Raw genomic sequence first — 19,815 nt, forward strand, 5'->3', positions numbered from 1 at the left:
CATATGAAATTAGGCGATAGGATGAGCGGTTTTGTAAAAGGGATTTTTATAGAAGAATGTAAAAATAGATTTTTATGTCTGGTCAAAATAAAAAATGAGCAGCATCTTTGTTATGTTGCTAGTTCAGCAAGATTATCTAATTTTGTCGATTTAATAGGAAAGCAGGTCTTGTTAATAAAGAACAAGGGGGCTCGGACAAGGACAGAGTATACCTTGTATGCGGTGAAAAATGCTAATGATTATATTGTACTTAATCTAAGCGCAGCGAATACTCTTTTGCTAGAGGTTATTCGTAAAGAATATTCTTCTGATATATCCATCCAAAAAGAGAAATTTACGCTTGAGGGGTATAAATCAGATCACCTGGTGGTGTCTGCTCCGCCTACAATAGTTGAGGCTAAGAGTATACTTTCAGATAAAGTAGAAGTAAGATTTCCGTCAGTAAACGGGGAACGCTCCGTCAGGCAACTAAAAGCACTTGAAGAAGCATTGCTAAAGGGCTACCATGTGCGCTATTGCTTGGTATTGCTCTCATCTTATATAGACAATGTAACACTGGACAAATCAGCTGCGGATTTTAATTTAAGGCTTAAAAAATGTGTTGAGCTAGGTATGAGGGTTGAAACGTATCGATTAAAGGTAACTCGAAAGCTTCAATTTTTTATAGAGCGTGACAGTCATCTAGAGAATAGCATTTTGGGAAATGAGGTCTTATTGAATGCTGAATAGAACAATCTCTTTCAGGCCAAAACTCGAGGGCCAATTTAGAATGAGATTTTATAATGCAGTTTCTTTAATTCAGGAAACAACCTCTATAGCCAATATTGAGCAAATTGTAGACGACGAAGTATCATGGGTTGAAAATGATTGCTTGGTCAATATGGCTCAAAGAAAAAAATATCGTGCTGTCTGGCTATTGTTTAGAGATTTGATTCGTGCCTCATGGAAGGCGTGCTACAGAGAGGGCGTCCTAGAAATGCGCCTTCCGATATTGGACCAAAATGAAATACAAGATGCTTCGACTCCTGAAATAAAAGGTTTACTTAGAAGTTGGATGCAAGAAAGTCGGCTAGATCGCTTGCTTTCTTATTCGGATTTCATTACCCGAATGGAGGCGCCCGCGTCAGGTAAAAAGGATATTTCATGTCTAATAGCAGATGGAGGCTATTTGGCAGATAAGCTTCAAAGTGTACTAAATCAAAAAACTCCCATTGAGGATGCGGTTAGTCCTTACCTACAGCTCGTTAAAGAAAATGAAAGAGATACGTTTACGGGCTTGAGGCTCTCGGACATCTGGAGATATTTTAGATTAACTTGGTCAACTCCAGCCGAGACAACACCTGGACGTACAATGCAATACCTTATTCGAGATGCTGCACATCCTATGCATGCTGTTATGGGGATAGCTTCACTTGAAAATTGTGCAATGCAAATAACCTGTAGGGATGATGATATTGGCTGGACACCAAAATCCTTTACCAAGAAGCTCGTTGCCCTTAAGGAATTAAAGGAAGTTTATAGCGAGTTTGAGCGGTTACTTTCATTTTTAGAAGAGGGAATACAAGGGATTGATTATCAGGATCTGTGCTCAGAGGCAGAAATATTAAATCCTTCTGAGGAAACAGTGAAAATGCTGCAATTCAAGGCAGCCGCAGCTGAGGAAGAGCGTCAGTATTTACTCAAGCTATCCCAGAGTGAGAAACGGAATGAATTAGAAGAAAAAAGTGAATTGGGAAGTATTTCTCGAGAGACCGAGAATGCTTTGTACCTTAGAAAAAGAGCTGAGCAATTATCAAAGCTGCTTCAATCAAAAAAGCTGTTAAACGATCTGATGTTTGGCTCGAATTTTGAGCGAATGTGGCTTCCCTTTGCCGAAAGTGAGACTGGCTATTCAGCAATTCGAACTGCATTAATTGCTCAAAAGGGTAAGCATATTGGCTCAAGCATGATGGAGTTGAATGTATGCGGCGCAGTCCCCCCGTATAACGAAATTCTGGGAGGTAAGCTAGTGGCTCTTTTAGCCACCTCCCCTCAGGTGATATATGACTATTATAAACGCTATGATTTACGTAGGAGCGAGATCGCAAGTCGTCTAAAGGGGGAGGATGTTCGAAGATCTGCTGAGCTAGTATATATTGGTACTACATCCCTCTATTATGTTGGGTCTAGTCAGTATAATAGATTAAAGGTTCCAAAGGAGATTCTAGAAACGGATTTTGATATCCAGTGGCGTAGATTAGGCAAGACCTTTGGCTTTGGAACCATGCATATCAGCAAGGCTACTACTATGAGCTTAACAGAGGCTACAAGTGATATTGGATTTACACGGATCAATCACGTTTTTGGAGAAGGCGCAAGCCCCAAAATGCGACTGATGAGTATGGCGATACGTGAATTACTTGAAACGAATCAAGAGGAAGCAAAGGAACTTTCGAAGCATGCTATGTCACGAATTGTTTATGGTGCATCATTAGCAAAGAATACTAAGGAGTATCTTCTTGGCTTAGAGGACAAAGCAAATTATGGCTTTGACATTGAGGATTACATCGTGGGAACAAAGAAGATTATTAGCTTTTGGCAGCAGAGGTGGGTTTTAAGTCGTTTAAGGTTTACTCCCATCTTTGATCGGATAAGGGCCTTTGATAAAACTGCCTTCTTAGTCAGTAGCGATATAAAAAAGCAGTCAGATTGGAAATTTGAAAGGCTAAAGGAGGCCTTGATCATGCACTATCCGGAAATTGATCGATCCGTCTTCAATTTCATTAGTGGCTTTTATCGCGGCAGCAGTGCATATGCGGATAATGTAGATAACCAGTATCTTTCCCAAATTCATGTTGTTACAGAACTGGACACTGCAATAATAGATGCTGTTTCTTCGGGAAAGGATGTAGTCTTAACTGGAAACCCGGGAGATGGGAAGACTCATATTATTCGAATGCTCCTACCAACGTTATCTGAGCTCCCCAACCCACCCAAAATAGAGATTGATGCGAGTACCTTGTCTAATGAAGAGATATTTGAACGCTGGAGTGCCTCTAGGCAGGCGGGGGTTCCCTTCGTTATTGCAATAAATGCAGCCGTTCTTTTTTCTCTCTCTAATGAATATGCAGATTTTATGCCAATTGCCGAAGCAAAGATGCAAATGATCAATTCCACTGTTTTTCATAATGAAAGCTTTGAATTTAAAGAATCCATTGTATTTGACCTCAGTAAGCGTGAGGCATTATCACCAAGCATTGTTAAACGAGTCATTGATAATTTAACTAATAAAAGCAATTTTGAAGGCTGTGGTATTTGCCAGTTTACCTCTTCCTGCGAGGTTTTAAGAAATGCAGAGTTGTTGAAGAATTCATTATTCCAGAACAGACTCTCAATAATCTTAACGAGAGTCGCGCTTCAAGGCCATCATGCGACCTTAAGAGAGTTGTTTGGATTTATTTCGTACCTTTTGTTTGGGAATCGTACATGTGAGAAAATGCACGCTACCTCAGGTGAAAATGAATTTGCTTTGGTAAACCTAATCTATAGCGGCAAGGGAGCTTTATTTGATGCTGTTCGTCAATCCTTTGATCCTGCTCGAGTCTCTCATCCTATTTGGGATGAAAAGCTGCTTCAAAATAATATAGACAAAGATACGTGGGTTGAAGACCTATTGATCTCGTCTGAAGCGATTGACGTTAATAATGTTGAATTGTTCAAATTAAGAAAACGCCAGTTTTTCTTTTTCAATAAGCATGGTGAGGAGCTTTTAAGCATTAGCGACGACGATGTGTCGAAATTCCAGACTTTTTTAGAACAGGATAATAAGAAAATAATTAAAGAGCTCATTAGAAAATTGAATTCTTTCTTTGGAATTACAAAGCCTGGGACAGAATTGGAAATTTGGTCAGGCCATCGCTTTAATAACTCATCTCGTCGTATTCTTGTTTCCTTAGGAAGACTTTCAGGCTCGCAGTTCTGCATTGGCCGTCCACAACTCAATTCGTATATGAGTCAAGGGATAGAAATGACTCAAAACTACTTGAGACTAGAAAAGCTCAATACGGAATCAATTTATTTAAAGATTGATTTCTCCTTGTACTGCTTGCTATTAGAGGCAGAGAGAGGAGTGCCTGTTCTGTTTATGGAAAATGACAATGTAAAAAAGGTTTGGCGATTTATAGAGCAGCTACAATCAAAGGATAGACATAAGGACGAGGATGAAATTTCAGTTACTCTTCTTGACGTTCAGGGCAAAAAAGAAATTAATGTTACGATTGATAGGGACAGTAAAAAATATCTGTCCATTCAGAGCGGTGGCAAGCATTAATAGGAGGCCGGTCATAAATGGAAAAGCTTTATTTGAAAAAACTGAGAGATACAGTAGATAAAAGGTTTGTTGGCTTTAAGCCAAATGGCTCTAGCATAAAGCCTGTACATATATTTAGCGGGGCAACTCGTGTTATATATGGGAAATCTGCCGATACCAGCGGAATTAAAAGGCTGTCTTATGTTGCGAACGCTAAGGGGAAAACTCCCGCGGCTAATACTCCTGAGAAAGTGATTAGTTTTTTGGAGGAATTAGACGCTATTGAGGATGAGGATATTCGAATTGAGGAGTTAACCTCTTTACGAAATATGCTTCAAAAGCTGCTTTCTGCTGATGATGGGGTTTTCTCGGGAACCGATGATGGAATGGTTTCATATAGCGCTGGCTCAAAATATTTTATTACTCGTTTTGCAATGTATTAGGATGCAGGTGAGTTTATAGGTGGACTCATTAAAGAATACTGTCCCGAATTAGCCTTATATATTTCTCAGCTAATGGAGGGCAACAATGATCCAATTACAATTCTCTTTACACCTGTATTAATTGAAGAGCCTGACCGGTTATATGCAGAGAGCAGACATGTAGATATAGAGGCTTTTGCAAAGCAGTCCGATGCATTAAAAAAATATCTAAAGGAGTTAAAGGATTCAGGGGAGTGTCTATTAGCACATTTTCAACAACACTCTAATTCGCTTACTCAACTCAGGCTTTTTAATTTCTTCTGTGTGTTTAATCTTGTCCGTTATTTATCACTTCTCGAGGCATTCTATTGTGGGGAAAGCATACGTCCATTTTTGTTGGATTTTTCTGATGACAGTCAATCAAGTATTGCTCGTGCATCTGTCATGTCGTATACGCAGGTCCATCGTTCTATATCAAGATTTTATGCTTGGGGATACGCACAAGAATTAAAGGCCTTTAGCAAGGAGGAGTTGTTGTCCTCGGAAACTCCTGAATACGAGCCAAATAAAAAGTCGAAAACTGATGAAAAAGAGCTGGCTCGTATTTGGGAATTGGCAAAAAGTGATGCCGCCTTGGTTGACGAGGATGAAGCTAGGCTTATATTTGGGACAACTATATATGATATGCTGGCTCTACAAGCCTCCTCTCATCCGGTGAACTATCTTAGAGCAATTGGTGTTTTGTCAGGGGTTTTGTATCCGCCAACTAATTTTCATGTGAACAAACGATTTGCTCTCTCTCAGGATGTACTTGAAATGGTAGTCAGAAGCTGCGTGGCTCCCTCTGAAACACTTTCTGGTACTGAGTTGAGGGAGCGATTGTGGGAGCGTATGGGAGTTTTAATTGGAGGCAGTGATTTTGAAATGCGAAGGCTGCAGGAATCTGGTAGTATTCTTCAAGCGGATTCAGACTCCTTAAATCAAAATTTTGATCGTTTTGCAGAGACCCTTGAAGCAATGAATTTTGCAGAAATAATGGCTGATGGGATACTACAGATTAGATTGGGAGGGACTGCCTAATGAAAGCCAAGCAGGAGCTACTTATAGAACTGCTGATAAATAGACTCTCCGAGACGAAGATTGGAATACTAATAAAAGGTATTAATGACATTGCCCCTGATGCTATATCCGTAGCTGTTGCCGCGGCGCTTAACAAAAAAATATTTGTTTCCGCAGTGGGCTACGAAAATATAGAAGAAATAGATGGCAACGATCTAGTTGTATCAACAAGAATAGAAAAGGCCGTTATGTGGAGAAGTGAGCCTGAGAAGGCTGGGGCAATTATCACCTTCGTAAGGACAGACAGTGATAAGCTGCACTCGCTGGCAGAATTTGACCTTGTTTCAGCTCGTGATCTTTCGAAGCACCTGCTGGAGTACTGTATAAAACAGGAAACGAATACACCAACAATTAATTTTTGGAGGGCGTTGCTGGATACCTCCTCTTATTACTCCTATGAAACACTGTATGCGTTTGTTGAAGCTGTGACTAATGAGTCCGATATAAACGCCGCCATTCCTAAGAGCATGTGGATATTAGGTCTATTATGTGATTTTGATATTTTAAGCACCAATATTAAACCCGCGGATCGACTCCAGAGAAACAGAGAGCTAATAGTTGCGATTGGCCAAATGAGCGAGGAGTCGCGAAAAAAATTGAGTCGTTCCTTAGTCAAGGCTACTAAGGATGATAAGGAGCATCTCCAAGAGGCATATAAGCATTTACAGAACTTTTATAAGTTTGGCCGTAAGAATACACTAAGCCTATTAAGCTTTGAAATTGTACAAAAGCTCTTTGCAGCTACAAAATCAGATAACAGAATCATGGAAAACACTGAGGGAGTCAGCACGCCTAAGGATGAAAAAAATGCGGCGATAATTAATGGCAAAGAGCTTGAGAGCCTGATTACAAATACAATTGTGACACCAAGCGAGGACGAGCTTGAGGATTTAAACGAGTTGTTTGGCGAGCTTAAGAAGCGTTTTGATGAAAATACTGATGAGAGTAAAAACTCCTATACTAGTATAGGGGGGATATTCGACGATCGGAAAATTGTTTTCGAGGCTCATAACACTCCATTGCGCAAGCTTGTTGGAGTGGCCTGCAATGAAGCTAACTGGGGAGGAATTCTAGAGACCTCTGAAATTGTTTTACGAGATGTTGTGGCTTCAGAGGCTGAAGGCTTTATTCCGTTCGTTCCGGATAGCATTGATACGAAGACCAGCTTTGATAATTCTTCACTCTTCTCTTTTATGTCTAGATTTGATGATCAATTCTCCGAGAAGAAGTTGGAATCAGCAGAGTCCTTTATGCCAATTATCAACAGAATAATCGAATCGAGGAAGGTACTTCTTGAGCATATTGATTTGATCATGTACTATCCGGTTTTGTCATTTGGTGTTGATAAAAATCTCCTAGAAGCCTTGAACAAGTATGTAGAGAGTTGGGCCAGCCTACTTCGTGCCTATTGTAATAATGAACTGTCAATGCATGAAATTAGTCAAAAGGGAAGTAACTTTGTAGCTAGAGCCCTTTTGCTGCTAGATGTTCTGTATATTAAAACTCCAGTAGAATGGAAGGGGATGCTCATGCCCCTACACCCTCTCTACTTGTGGAGATACTATGAGGTGTTTAAGGAGCTAACAAACAACAGGGAGCAAATGAGTGAGGAGGACGCAAAAAATTTAACGGAGGTTTTCACGTCATTACCTCAAATAATGAATTTTTTGGTAGTGGATAAGATGATTACTAATTCCGTTAGCACCGAGTTGCCTTGCTCTGGAAGCATTGAAATGCTTCCTACCTTCGAAAATAAAACAAATCGGTACCTTGGCTACGATGGTACGCAAGCTGTTGAAGAAATACTATCGCGTTGGGTTGCCTTTGCACCGTACACTAAAAGCGAGGTTAGAATTTGTACTGTTGATGCTCCAGATTTGCCAAGTATCTTAAAGTCACTAAAACTGTTTATTGATAATAATGGCTGTGAGCGTATCGTATATTTTGCTTATCTAACACGAAATCAAAATGGTAATAGTGAGCTCGCTAAGCTTGATTACTCCTCCAAGGATTATGAGATTGGAAATTTGATTAAGAGTGGTAGGATTTCGATTAGTATAAAAAATGTAGCTTCGTCAAATGATGTGAAGCAGGAGCTGCAAAAAAAACCAGTGCATCTCGCCTTCTATTTTGACCAGGCTGCTTATTCAATTGATTACGGTCCGAGTACAAAAAGTCTTTATATTAATCCATTAGTTGTAACCTATGATTATGAATTTGATGATATAACCCATAGAGGAGACATTTTTCCCTCCTCTGATATGGATTCCGGCTTGATTGGGGACTATCATAAGGTAATGCGCCATGCCGAAATCGTAACAGCTAATAGAAACCCAAGGCCTACTTATAATCCAGATGCGGACATTAGCAGTGTTGTTTCTACCATCGAAAATGGGGAGACGCAGTGGTTAATTGCTGCAGACAGAACTACAAATAATTATTTGCCGCGGAATACAATTCCTATTGGAGAAAAGCAATATGGTAGAAGAATGGTAAGTATTTGGGCCGCCAAGGATTCGAGAATTATTGGACAGTACCTTAATCTTCTGCGGCAATACAATCTTTATCCAGATAAAGAGGTTTTAAATAAAATACTTTCTCAGTTTGGTCACATTTCATCCGAGGGATTAATCAGTATACCGCGTTCTGGAGCAGACGCCCAAGCAATTGCTAATAGAAAAAAAGGGCTCATAGGCACCGTTTTTGCTGCAGCCTGGTATACAAAGAAATATCCAAATGCTTTAGTGGCTTCATTGGATACGCCAGATGCACGTCTTTGGCTTAATGATAGTAGTATTGGAAATGAACGGGCTGATCTTATTGGCTTGCGCTATGATGAAGATACAAATTCATTATATATTCAACCTATTGAGGTGAAAACAAGGGATGACTCACCAGATGCAAGGCTTTCCGTCGATGAGCATACAGGTGCTAAGCTAGTAACGGGACATGCAGCGGACCAGATTGCTTCAGTTGTGGGAATGCTGAAGGAAATTTTCAATTTGGTCGAAACAGAAAGTCTTAACATGTTTGTAGCTGCCCGGAGAGAGGTTCTCAAGTACCAGGTAGTTTCTGAGTGCTTTAGACATGTTCATGATAGTAAGTGGCAAAAGCAATGGAGTCAGGTGCTGAAAAAAGCCTTTAGTACGACAAGAGCAGGCAATATCAATATTTTTGTTTCGGGTATGCTTCTTCACATCAAGCTTAGTGAATCTAATGGTGGGAAAACTGTACATGCCCTACACCCAGAGTTTGATGATTGTCCAATTGAATTTGTTGAACTTACTGCCAAGGAAATTCAGGCGGATATTTTCGGTGCTCCATTCTCAATGACTAATTCCGTGAAGGAAATTGATTTTGACGAAACCTCGGAGAATACTCCTGAGACTGAAATCGAAATCGATAACGATGTCTTGGAAGAGGATGTGATAAATGAGGTTGTACAACAGTCTCCAGAAGTAGCTTCGATTGAATACAGTCATCCTCCAAATGAAGCTGTTGCAATCAATGAGGCTGCTGCTACAAAGGAATATAATGAATTGATAGCTACAAAAAAAGAGGAAAAAGATATTAAGGTATCTGTAGATGTGGTCTCTAAGGATGAAATTGAGCAACTAGCTCGCGATTTCACAAGATCATGCTCTGATTATCATATTAATCTAAAGGAATGTGATCCCAGTAAGGCAGTTGTGGGGCCGAGTATAATCAGACTTTACTTCAAGCTTTCTAGGGGACAAAGTCTGCAGGCGGTTGAGAACCATTTAGAGGATATAGGGCGTGAAATGAAACGAACAGGAATTTTAATTCAGGTAATTCATAATTCTGATGAAATTATCTTGGATGTTCCGCGTCTTCAAAGGGAGCAAGTATTGTTTTCTGAGGTAGTCGGCAAACTCCCCGACACAACATCGCCTGAGAAGCTCTTTTTCCCAATTGGAAGAACTCCAGATGGAAGAGATATTATAAAGGATTTGGGGGAAATGCCTCATATTCTAATTGGTGGCAGCACTGGGTCTGGAAAAACGGTCTTTTTGTTTACGCTGTTAGCCTCGCTTTTAAAAACCCATCCGACTGAGAATGAGCTACAACTGCTGCTCTCTTCATCGGGCTTGGAGGACTTTGTTCATTTTGAAGGATTACCACACCTCGTTGGCGGTAAGATTATTTCAGACGCCCATGAGGCAACCGAAGTCATAAAGAATGTAGTTTTTACGGAATTTGAAAGAAGAGAAAAGATTCTTGCCGACGCTCGGGTTGCGAATATAATCCAATATAATCAGAAATTTGAGGTTAAGCTGGCTCCAATGGTTGTTGTTATTGATGAATTCGCAGACTTATCTGACCAACTTGAAAAGAAGAAGGATAAGGAGGCATTCTTTACTCCAGTAAAGCGTATCGCACAGATAGGTAGGAAAAGGGGTATTCATTTAGTGCTATGCACGCAGCGCCCAGCAGCCAATCTAGTTCCATCAAATATTAAATCGCAGTTGAATGGAAGACTTGCTCTGAGAGTGAACGATGCCAATTCATCACGAATGATCTTGGAGGAAGCGGGTGCGCAGCATTTACAAAAGCATGGTGATTTAATTTACAAAAACAGCTCTGAAATTGAGCGTGCACAAGGATACTATATCTCAATCGAAGAGTTGGATGATATAGTAAATCAGGTTATTTCAGCTTCAAGGACATAATACTAAAGCTTATTTGAATGATATCCACCAGTGCTCGTAGGGGGATATCATTCTTTTCTTTTTTTATAGCGATTAGTGAGGCAAATTAAGGCCGTTCGTAAGGCTCAGCCGAACAGGCCTCTTGTCTAATTTGAATGTTCATAGCATATTGCTCCCCCAACTGAAATGTGAGTTCGTTCTCAAAAAATGGTTTACCCTCGTACCATTCTATTTATTATTAAACCCTGAATCCTCAGCAGGTACTTCTTTTTACGCAGACAGAAGACCGAGAGATATCCTCAAAAAACCTTCTTCAAAAAACTTTTCCACAAGCTACCCGATTTTGCCCGAAAAATGAAACGGCTTATAGAGGGACAAAAAATCTCTCAAAATGGCTCCTTGAAAATCGAATACGAGTTTGTTCGGTACATTCCCCATGCAGCCTCAAAGGAAAGCCTGTATGCCAGCGCGCCATGACCGTATTGTTCCTACCCGTCTGTTCAAGACGTAGGACAAGATGAGAGCGATTCCCGCGATGCATAATGAAATGGTGGTTCCATTTTTGGCGATGATCTGCATGGCGGAATAATGATACTTCCGTCCAGCCACAGCTCATCGCAATGGGGGCGGCCTGCAGCGATCCTGGGGGAAGCGCAAGCCTGCGCTTATGGAGACAGTCCACCGCTGTCCACCGGATAAATTTTTCTATGTTTACCTGTTCCACGCCATAAGAGATTATCCCGAAGGATAAAGAAGCTTTCTATTTTAGTTTGTCCGCATGTGTGGAGTCATCAAAAGCTAAATATACTTGAGTATTTCGGTGCCAGAGAGCCATTGAGTTAATGAGTGAGAGCCACCTCGTTAATCATTTAGAGCCACGATGTTAACGGCGAGAGCCGCAATGTTTTTATTGTCAAGAAATGCAAGTTCCCCCTTCCGTCCCCCTCTGGGGGAAACGCAGGGAGCATGCCCCCTGCACCCCATCACTCGCCGTGTGGCAGGCCCAGCAAGGCTTTGCTGGACCAGAGAATAGTGTGGGTGCGGAAGGACGCAAGTCAAGGCTGAAATGAACGCTTCGCGGCCTTGACTGGCTTACTGTGTTCGGACTACAGAATTGTCGGATTTAGCGGTGGCTCTCCCAACTAACACAGTGGCTCTATTTCATTAACATCGTGGCTCTCACTCATTAACCGTGTGGCTCTGCCGCGACGAAATAATCAATATACTCGTGGATAATCTAATGTTCAGGTTCGACTCAAGAAGCAAGGCAACTTATTCGGAAATGCCACATGCTAACGTAGATGGAAATGCCCCTACTGAAGTTGAATATCCAAGAGTTCATCCTTCGTGGATGACTCTTTTTATATAGATATCCTTGAAAAGCCGGTGCTCGGGTTCCTCGATGCAACCGGCTTTTTCTTTATGGAGAGGAGACTGAACATATGGCCAAGGTGATTGCCCTTGCCAACCAGAAAGGCGGTGTGGGCAAAACAACGACAGCGGTCAACCTCGGCATCGGATTGGCTACGGAAGGAAACCGGGTGCTGCTGCTGGATGCTGATGCACAAGGCAATCTGACGGATTCGCTCGGCTTCCATGAGCCGGACAACCTCCCGGTATCGCTGGCGACGATGCTGCAAAAGTGTATGGCGGAAGAAGCCTATGATCCGGAGGAGGGGATTTTGCAGCATCATGAAGGCGTTGACCTGATGCCCGGCAATATCGAACTGTCCGCCGTGGAAGTGGCGCTTGTCAACACGATGAGCCGGGAGACGATACTGCGCGGGTACGTGGATTCGGTAAAAGACAACTACGACTATATCCTGATTGACTGCATGCCCAGCATGGGCATGATGACGATCAATGCGTTGGCTGCGGCAGATAGCGTCATTATTCCTGTCCAGGCGCATTATTTGCCCGCAAAGGGCATGACACAGTTGTTGCAGACGGTTGCCCGCGTTCGCCGCCAGATCAACAAAAAGCTTGTGGTGGAGGGGGTGCTGCTCACGATGGTAGACAGCCGTACCAATTTTGCCAAGGACATCTCATTCGTTCTGCGCCGTGATTACGGCGACAAGCTGCGTGTGTTTCAAACGGAAATCCCCTTATCGATCCGCGCGGCGGAAACCAGCGCTCGCGGCAAAAGCATTTATTCGCATGATCCGAATGGACAAGTTGCCAAGGCATACGTTTCTTTAACAAGGGAGGTGCAGGGTATTGGCAGCGAAAGAAGACAGACGCGCCAGCATAAAGCTGACCACAGTCGATGATTTGTTTACGACGGAAGAAACTCGGAATGCAGTACAGAAGGAACAGATCAAGGACATTCCTCTGGCGGAGATCAGCGATTTCCTCGATCATCCTTTCAAGGTAAAGGCGGACGATGCGATGCTGGAAATGGTGGAAAGCGTCAAGCAATATGGGGTGCTGGTGCCTGTACTGGTACGCCCCAAAACGGATGGCGGCTATGAAATGGTGGCCGGGCATCGGCGAAAGAAGGCCAGTGAAATGGCGGGGGTAGAGTCGATTCCATACCTGATTCGGGATTTGGATGACGATCAGGCCACGATTATTATGGTAGACAGTAACTTGCAACGGGAGCATGTGGCTCCGAGTGAAAAGGCGTTCGCCTACAGGATGAAGCTGGATGCCATGAAAAGGCAAGGCCAACGCAGCGATCTAACTTCCGCCCAAGTTGGGCGGAAGTTAGGCGGTAAGGAATCAAGGGAACTGTTGGCTGAGCAAGTTGGAGAAAGTAAAAATCAAATCTCACGCTACATCCGTCTAACCGAACTTCTGCCTCCCATTCTCGAAATGGTAGACAACAAGGACATGGCCTTTAGTCCTGCCGTTGAAATTTCTTACTTGGCCGAGAAAGAACAGCAAGCCCTGTTGGAAACGATGCAGGCCGAGGAGTGTACGCCTTCGCTTGCGCAGGCGCAGCGAATGAAAAAGCTCAGCCAGGACGGCAAGCTGAACGGGGATGTCATCTTCGGCATTTTGACCGAAGAGAAGCCCAATCAGAAGGAGAAGCTGACGATCCGCAACGAACGAGTAGACAAGTTCTTCCCGCAAGATTTTACCGCACAGGAAAAGGAAGACCTGCTTGTGCAGTTGTTGGAGAACTGGTATCGCCGAAAACAGCGGGAACGCGAGCACGCGCATGTCGGTATAACCGCAAGCAACGTACAGTTTCTCTGCTTTGGAGACATCACCGAGCATGCTGCAATGCCCGGAGGGTATGTTCAATTAATGTTAGTGATGCATGGTTGCGAATTTCGAGCGTAACAGAGCCCATATGAACGATAATATCCGATTCTGTTGATGCAGGATAAATAGGTTCATTCGATGTTCTTGGCATAGACAGGTCGACAGGCACGATCGTTCTCTGGTCAGAGTGAAGGGTAGGTAAAGCTTCGCATGCTGCTTCACGAACACGCTTTAGCCAATAGTAATAGCTCTTGGAGCTCACATGATGCTCCGTGCACCAAGCCTTGACCGTTTGACCACTGCCACGACAATTACGAATAATCTCCATCCATTTATTTAATCGATATTGCTTGGTGACTTCTTTCGTATTCAATGCTAAACATCTCCTTTAGAGTTTTTCGACTAAAGTCGAAAAACTCTAAAGACTCTAGTCTAACAAAATTCTCTCAAAGTTTAGCAGTTGATTCTATACACCGTCTTATTTGACGCTTACGGTCTGTTAACATACAGTGTTGATTCATGAACAAAAAGACGACCGCCATTTAGGTTTCAGGCGGTCGCGTGATTATTTCGCAAACTTTCCTCTTTAGTTTAACAATTTATCCGTATAATGGGCTTTCTAACAGAATTATTTCTTTTGTTATGGGATTTAGCTCTACTTGACACCCGAGCGGTAAAATTAATTTGGGGTCTGTATGTCCGAAGTCAAAATCAACGATTATTGGCATATTGCCTACGCCGAACTCACCTTTTATGATTTCCAAGATTATCTCATTAAGTTTTTGTTTCTCTTCTTGGCTATAATCTTTCGCTCTTCCAAAAATGACCCCTTTAATTTGCGAAAATATTCCTTGCATACCATAGTTCCGTAACATGTATCCAACTTGCATAGGTGAAGGCTTTTCTTCTGAAGTTTCGAAAAATAGGATTTTATCTTTCCAGAAAGATTCATTAGCCCAATAGATAGTTGATTTCATAAATTCTAATACTTCGATACATCCACCCCACAAATACCCTTTCTCGGTGGAGCTTCCCTGTAAAAACGTCCATCCAGTCTCATTATTATAAAACTGTTGACACTCACCTAGCGTATCTAATTTGCTCCAATCTTTATATCCATTGGTCCATTTCTCAAATGGAGAATATGTATAAGGGAAACGACCTTGAAACAAAATCGCTTCTAAATGTTCAGTATATTTGGTTGGAAGGCTTTTTATTTGGGCTAAACCTGCCATAACAGAAGGTCCATAAAAAGTTACCATACCCAATTGGTTTAAATAAGTTAAAAAAGTAGTCGCGTCTGAAAAACCCATGATAAATTTGGGGTTTTTTAGGATTGTCTTTGTATCCAAAAACGGCAGTATTCTAACCGATTCATACCCGCCAATTGAAGTGATGATGCCATCTATACTCTCATCCTCGAAACATTTATTTATATCATCTGCACGAATTTGTGGATTTTTGTATAAATCATCTGGAGACATTCTTGCGGTTGGCATCTCAATAACTTCTAATCCCAAGTTATCTTGAAGATTTTTTATACCAAGCTCGTAGATATCTGGGAACAAATAAGGTAGACCATTTGAAGGTGAAATTATCGCTATTTTCGAACCAGACTTAAGTCTTTTGGGTTTTATCATTGCTCTTCCTCCTAATATATTATTTCCTAATCTTACCATACAATTCTACTTGTAATAAGAACAATCTTATTACAAATTTGAAGTCATGGATAATATCATAAGTGTCATTATTTTTAAAGCTTTCTTACCCCCTTGTATGGGCGATTATTTACATCTATCGAGTATTCAAAAAAATCTCAGGCGCGTCAAGCAGTCATAAACTCTGTTATAGCTTGCGTTTGTAAGGTCTCCTTCAATATAGTTGAGGAAAAGCTTATGCATATCTGTTGTTCTAACCTTGACCGCCGCTGTTATCTCTTGCTTGTCTTTCCGCCCAAGCGTTTTCCATTCACGTTTTCCGTTGGTGATGCTTTTAAGTAAGCACCTAAAGCCTCTCATTTCATTCGTATTCGAGACAAACCGGAACCCTTCCATTTTAATAAAGTCCTGCTTTTCATATTCTGTTATCGGCTTAAGTTTGGGCTTCAATCGAAACTCAATTCTTGTCAAAGGTACAGAATCAACTCCGTGAACTTCTTTAAGTTGTTTCTGCTTGTTGTACTGACAGACCGTACATGCTGACCTGATGACCGCCCCGTAGTATAAGGTTGTATTGTAACGATATTAGGATACTGTATCTTGATACGTTCTATTTCCTCAGTTGTTAAAGATGCAACGACTCTTAGCTTGTCTTTAATGATTCTCATACTTTCATATCCCTTCTGTCTGCTCTCCTATATTACTAGGAGAGTTTTCTTTATCTGTCGGTGCTTCTCTGATGCCCACCCGAGCCTTCACTTCGTGAAGTCTCATGTCAGCTTGATAGGTAAGGATGGCAAAAAAATAGGACGAAAAACCAGTATATATGGTGAGTTCAAAGGTTCTGTTCCTCCCTATGGGTACAGGATTCAACAAAGCAAGCTAATACTTGCTGATGATGACACACCGAACGTAGTCAAGCGAATCTATCGCATGTACCTTGAAGGAAAAGGCTTCGATTCAATCGCTAGAACACTGACACGTGAAGGATTGCCTACACCTGCGAAAGTTATAGGCAAAAAGAACGCAGGGTTATATTGGCAGGGTTCGTCAGTGAAGAAAATCCTCAGTAATCCTCATTATGTCGGAAACTTAGAGCAAGGTAGGCAGACGACAACTAGCGTAATCTGCAAGGAACGTTCAGAACTGCCAAAGGAACAGAGGATTGTGGTTGAAAACGCCCACCCTGCCATTATCTCTAAGGAAGACTTTGAAGCTGTTCAAAGGTACATGGAGGGAAGGAAGCGGCAACAGGCAAAGCCGAAAGCTAAAAAGCATCTGTACACGAATCATTTGTATTGTGCAGATTGTGGAAAGAGCCTATGGTACGTACAGTATCGTAAAGGTTACGTTTGTGGTAATTATTACAAGCATGGTAAGACAGCATGTAGCCAACACAGTGTTAAGGAAAAAGAACTTACTGGGGTAATCCTTGATGACTTGCGCCGCCTAGTAGCAACGCTTAATGAGAAAGAGTTTATGGGGCAACTAGAGTTCAAAGTCAAACAGGCGGCTAAACAAGCAGAGAGACAAGTACAGTCCTTGTGGAGACAAATTGAGAGGTTGAAAGAGGAAAAGAAGAACTTCATAAAACTTCTTGCCAGTGGAACGATAATGGAAGTTGACTATAAAAACGGCAGCATGGAAAGTGTGTTGCGATTGAAAACGAACTAAAGAAGTACATGAGACTTGAAGAACTCACGCCAGAGATGCTTCATCGCTTGATAAGTAAGATTGTAGTCAAGGCGGATGGTACTGCGAACATTCATTATAAGTTCGCCGCCACCGCCGTTATTTAGGGCTTGTTATCAGTGACCGATACTCAAGTCATGTGGAGTGCTGTGTGTCGCTCGTAAGGAAGTAGTAGTTAAGAGTCGTATTTACCTGGATATTGAAGCCCAAATGTATGTAGTATTCAGGCTTCTGTGTTTGTGATGGTCAAACGGGTCGACGAAAGTCGTGGAGGCTATGGCCCCCCTCGCAAAATCATGGGAGATATCCTCGAAGCAAGACGCCACATTGTGAAGTAAGAAAACGGCGTCTGAATCTACCGCTGTGATCGGTGAGTCTGCTTCGTTACCCCTTCCCTTCTTCTTGTTTAAAACTTGGGTTTGCACGTTAAATGAACCATCCGGGGCTGGATGGTTTTTCTTACGTTCTAAAAAGGACCTCATTGTGATGTTTGTGTTCAACGCCTAGCAGATATTTGCAGGGTACATTTTCCTTTAATGATGATATTATTTGGATAATCAACGTGCTCATTGCGCTTTTGTAGATTGGGGTTGGGTTCATCATGAGGGGTATTCTCCGATTCGGTTCTCGTACGATCTTGCTTTATATAGCTGCTGCCGTTGTTGTCGGTTTGGTTGCAAGCTATTCCGTCATCTCTGCACCGGATTCCCCTAAGTTCCAAAGTGAGAAAGGCATTCTGGATTTAACGCAGGTTCATGTCAGTGAGAATCCGCTAAAGTTAGCAGGGGAGTGGGAGTTCTACTGGCAAGAGCTGCTGTCGCCTAAGGATATACAGATTCGCTTAGCAAGGGACGGAATTCATAACCGCTGGATCAGCATCCCGAACTCCTGGCTAGGCTATCGGCTAGATGATCAGCGGCTGAACGGTACAGGTTATGCAACCTTTCGAGTGGTCATTGAGCTTAGCGAGCAGGATAGGAATGAGCGACTTTCTCTGCGGCTGCCTACCATTTTTCATGCGTATAAATTATGGGCGAATGGCGAGCTGTTGGCGGAAGTCGGTGTGGTTGGTCGGGACAAGGGTAGAGTGACCCCTAATCTGACAACGAAGCAAGTGTTCATCCAGCTGGGGAATGACAGGCTGGAGTTGGTTATGCAGGTAGCGAACTTCCATCATAAGCGAGGCGGCATCACCAAGTATATCGAGCTGGGCGGAAGTGATGCGTTAACGGTCAGAACAAATCTTAGAATTGCCGCTGAAATGTTCATCACCGCAAGCCTGCTGGTCATTGGCGTGTATCACCTGCTGTTGTTCGCCCTGCGACGCAAAGACAGGGCACCATTATTCTTTGGTCTGTTCACCCTAATGTTCAGTATCCGCTCGTTGCTGGTCGGCGAGCTATTGCTCACACAGTTGTGGCCGACTTTTCCGTGGGAATTGCAGTTCAAGATCGAGTATCTGATTTTATGCAGCGGTGGGTACATCATCACGATGTACTCTGATTGCATCTTTCCAAATTATATATCGCAGTGGTTCCGGCGTAGCACGCGGATTGTAACCGGCGCATTCTGTATCGTTGTTGTGGCGACCCCTGCCATTATCTATACAAAAATGTTACCGATGATCGGTGTGATCGTTGTTCTACATATGGTTTATCTGATGGTTGGGCTGATCCAAGCGGCTTTGCGGCGTATGGAGGGAGCGCTGATCTTCCTGCTGGTGTCGGTGGTTGCTTTAGTTACGGTTATCAACGATTTTTTATATTACAACGAATGGTCGCTGATTGGAGATACATCTCCGCTTGGTCTGTTGGTGTTTACGATCGCACAGATGATTTTGCTTTCTTCGAGATTTACGAGGGCGGCATCGAACGAGGAGAGAATTGCACGTGAGCTGCAGGACGCTAACAACAAGCTGACCGAAATGAATATGAATTTGGAACGGATCGTACAGGAACGGACACAGGCCTTATCCGCAGCTCACGATGATCTCCGAACTTCGTATGACCGGTTGCTTCACTCCGAGCAAGGGAGGAAGAAGCTTCTTGCCTATATTACGCATGATCTGCGCATGCCGCTGTCCAGCATGCTTGGTTATGTCGAGGCTGTGCAGGACATGGTTAAGCCGGAGCGCAATGAACAGTACCTGAAGTATATCCGGGACAATACGATAAGGATTAACCGCATGATCGAGGAGTTGTCCTTCTTGTCGCTTTTGGAGACGGGACAAGTTTCGTACCGAATGGAGCCGGTTTATGTGATTCACTTCTTGCGTGGTTTTTTTGAACAATATGAGCTGGTCGTGCGTGACGCAGGGCTCAATTTCATGCTGGATATCGGAGATGCGGAAGATCAACGACCTAACTTGCCTGTTGTCGAGATGGATGCGCAAAGATTAGAGCAGGCTTTGTTTAATCTAGTGTCGAATGCGATGAAGTTCACCTCTAAGGGGGGGCTGGTGCGTATTGCGCTAGCTGTGGACGAGGCGAATGATACCCGCAATGCGATAATTAGCGTACAAGATTCTGGCACGGGTATTCCTCCAGATCAGCTTGAGCAAATCTTCGATCGCAATTACAAGTATGATCGACCGGGCGTGGAGAAGGGAGTAGAGGGCAGCGGGCTCGGGCTGGCGATTTGCAGGGAAATCGTACAAGCGCATGGAGGGACGGTTCGAGCGGAGAGCGACGGCAAGACGGGGTCGATATTCTATGTATCGCTTCCTTGTATTGTAAATGAAGGAAGGTGACGGTGTG

General features: G+C 42.8%; 12 protein-coding genes. 10 read left to right on the top strand and 2 right to left on the bottom strand.

The window, feature by feature from the left end; translation table 11 throughout:
* Positions 1-3 precede the first annotated feature (3 nt).
* The 7 genes from L6H65_RS17725 (at position 4) to L6H65_RS17755 (ending at position 13,787) form a co-directional block, all read left to right on the top strand.
* Positions 4-729 carry a DNA/RNA nuclease SfsA gene (locus L6H65_RS17725; protein ID WP_236343991.1) on the top strand — a complete coding sequence of 242 codons (726 nt, stop codon included), beginning with the start codon at positions 4-6 and terminating at the stop codon, positions 727-729.
* Entirely contained in the window at positions 719-4,309 is a 3,591-nt protein-coding gene (locus L6H65_RS17730) for a Druantia anti-phage system protein DruA (protein WP_236343992.1), read from the top strand. Before L6H65_RS17725 ends, L6H65_RS17730 begins: the two co-directional genes overlap by 11 nt.
* Before the next feature lie 17 nt (positions 4,310-4,326).
* Complete coding sequence (locus L6H65_RS17735; protein ID WP_236343993.1) at positions 4,327-4,731, top strand: hypothetical protein; 405 nt, start codon at positions 4,327-4,329, stop codon at positions 4,729-4,731.
* A gap of 72 nt (positions 4,732-4,803) precedes the next feature.
* Complete coding sequence (locus L6H65_RS17740; RefSeq protein WP_236343994.1) at positions 4,804-5,790, top strand: hypothetical protein; 987 nt, start codon at positions 4,804-4,806, stop codon at positions 5,788-5,790.
* Positions 5,790-10,520 (top strand): FtsK/SpoIIIE domain-containing protein, encoded by a 4,731-nt coding sequence (locus L6H65_RS17745; protein ID WP_236343995.1) that lies wholly within the window; start codon positions 5,790-5,792, stop codon positions 10,518-10,520. Before L6H65_RS17740 ends, L6H65_RS17745 begins: the two co-directional genes overlap by 1 nt.
* Before the next feature lie 1,421 nt (positions 10,521-11,941).
* Positions 11,942-12,769: a ParA family protein gene (locus tag L6H65_RS17750; protein ID WP_236343996.1), complete on the top strand. Its 828-nt coding sequence runs from the start codon at positions 11,942-11,944 to the stop codon at positions 12,767-12,769.
* Complete coding sequence (locus L6H65_RS17755) at positions 12,717-13,787, top strand: ParB/RepB/Spo0J family partition protein (protein ID WP_236343997.1); 1,071 nt, start codon at positions 12,717-12,719, stop codon at positions 13,785-13,787. The genes L6H65_RS17750 and L6H65_RS17755 overlap by 53 nt, the downstream gene beginning before the upstream one ends.
* Here the strand turns inward: L6H65_RS17755 and tnpA are convergent.
* On the bottom strand, positions 13,711-14,037 hold the full coding sequence (gene tnpA, locus L6H65_RS26900) for an IS66 family insertion sequence element accessory protein TnpA (protein ID WP_443093991.1): 327 nt from the start codon (positions 14,035-14,037) through the stop codon (positions 13,711-13,713). The genes L6H65_RS17755 and tnpA overlap by 77 nt on opposite strands.
* A gap of 271 nt (positions 14,038-14,308) precedes the next feature.
* Positions 14,309-15,349 carry a S66 peptidase family protein gene (locus L6H65_RS17760; protein ID WP_236343998.1) on the bottom strand — a complete coding sequence of 347 codons (1,041 nt, stop codon included), beginning with the start codon at positions 15,347-15,349 and terminating at the stop codon, positions 14,309-14,311.
* Between the two features lie 798 nt (positions 15,350-16,147).
* On the opposite strand from L6H65_RS17760, the gene L6H65_RS17765 reads away from it, so the two are divergent.
* From L6H65_RS17765 to L6H65_RS17770, 3 genes are all read left to right on the top strand, one after another.
* Positions 16,148-17,041 carry a recombinase family protein gene (locus L6H65_RS17765; RefSeq protein WP_236343999.1) on the top strand — a complete coding sequence of 298 codons (894 nt, stop codon included), beginning with the start codon at positions 16,148-16,150 and terminating at the stop codon, positions 17,039-17,041.
* 8 nt (positions 17,042-17,049) lie between these two features.
* Complete coding sequence (locus tag L6H65_RS26800; protein WP_371877715.1) at positions 17,050-17,166, top strand: DUF4368 domain-containing protein; 117 nt, start codon at positions 17,050-17,052, stop codon at positions 17,164-17,166.
* A 494-nt stretch (positions 17,167-17,660) separates the two neighbouring features.
* Positions 17,661-19,808: an ATP-binding protein gene (locus L6H65_RS17770; RefSeq protein WP_236344000.1), complete on the top strand. Its 2,148-nt coding sequence runs from the start codon at positions 17,661-17,663 to the stop codon at positions 19,806-19,808.
* The last annotated feature ends 7 nt before the right edge of the window (positions 19,809-19,815 follow it).

Origin of the sequence: Paenibacillus plantiphilus (genome assembly GCF_927798095.1) — a bacterium.
Classification (GTDB): Bacteria; Bacillota; Bacilli; order Paenibacillales; family Paenibacillaceae; genus Paenibacillus_Z; species Paenibacillus_Z plantiphilus.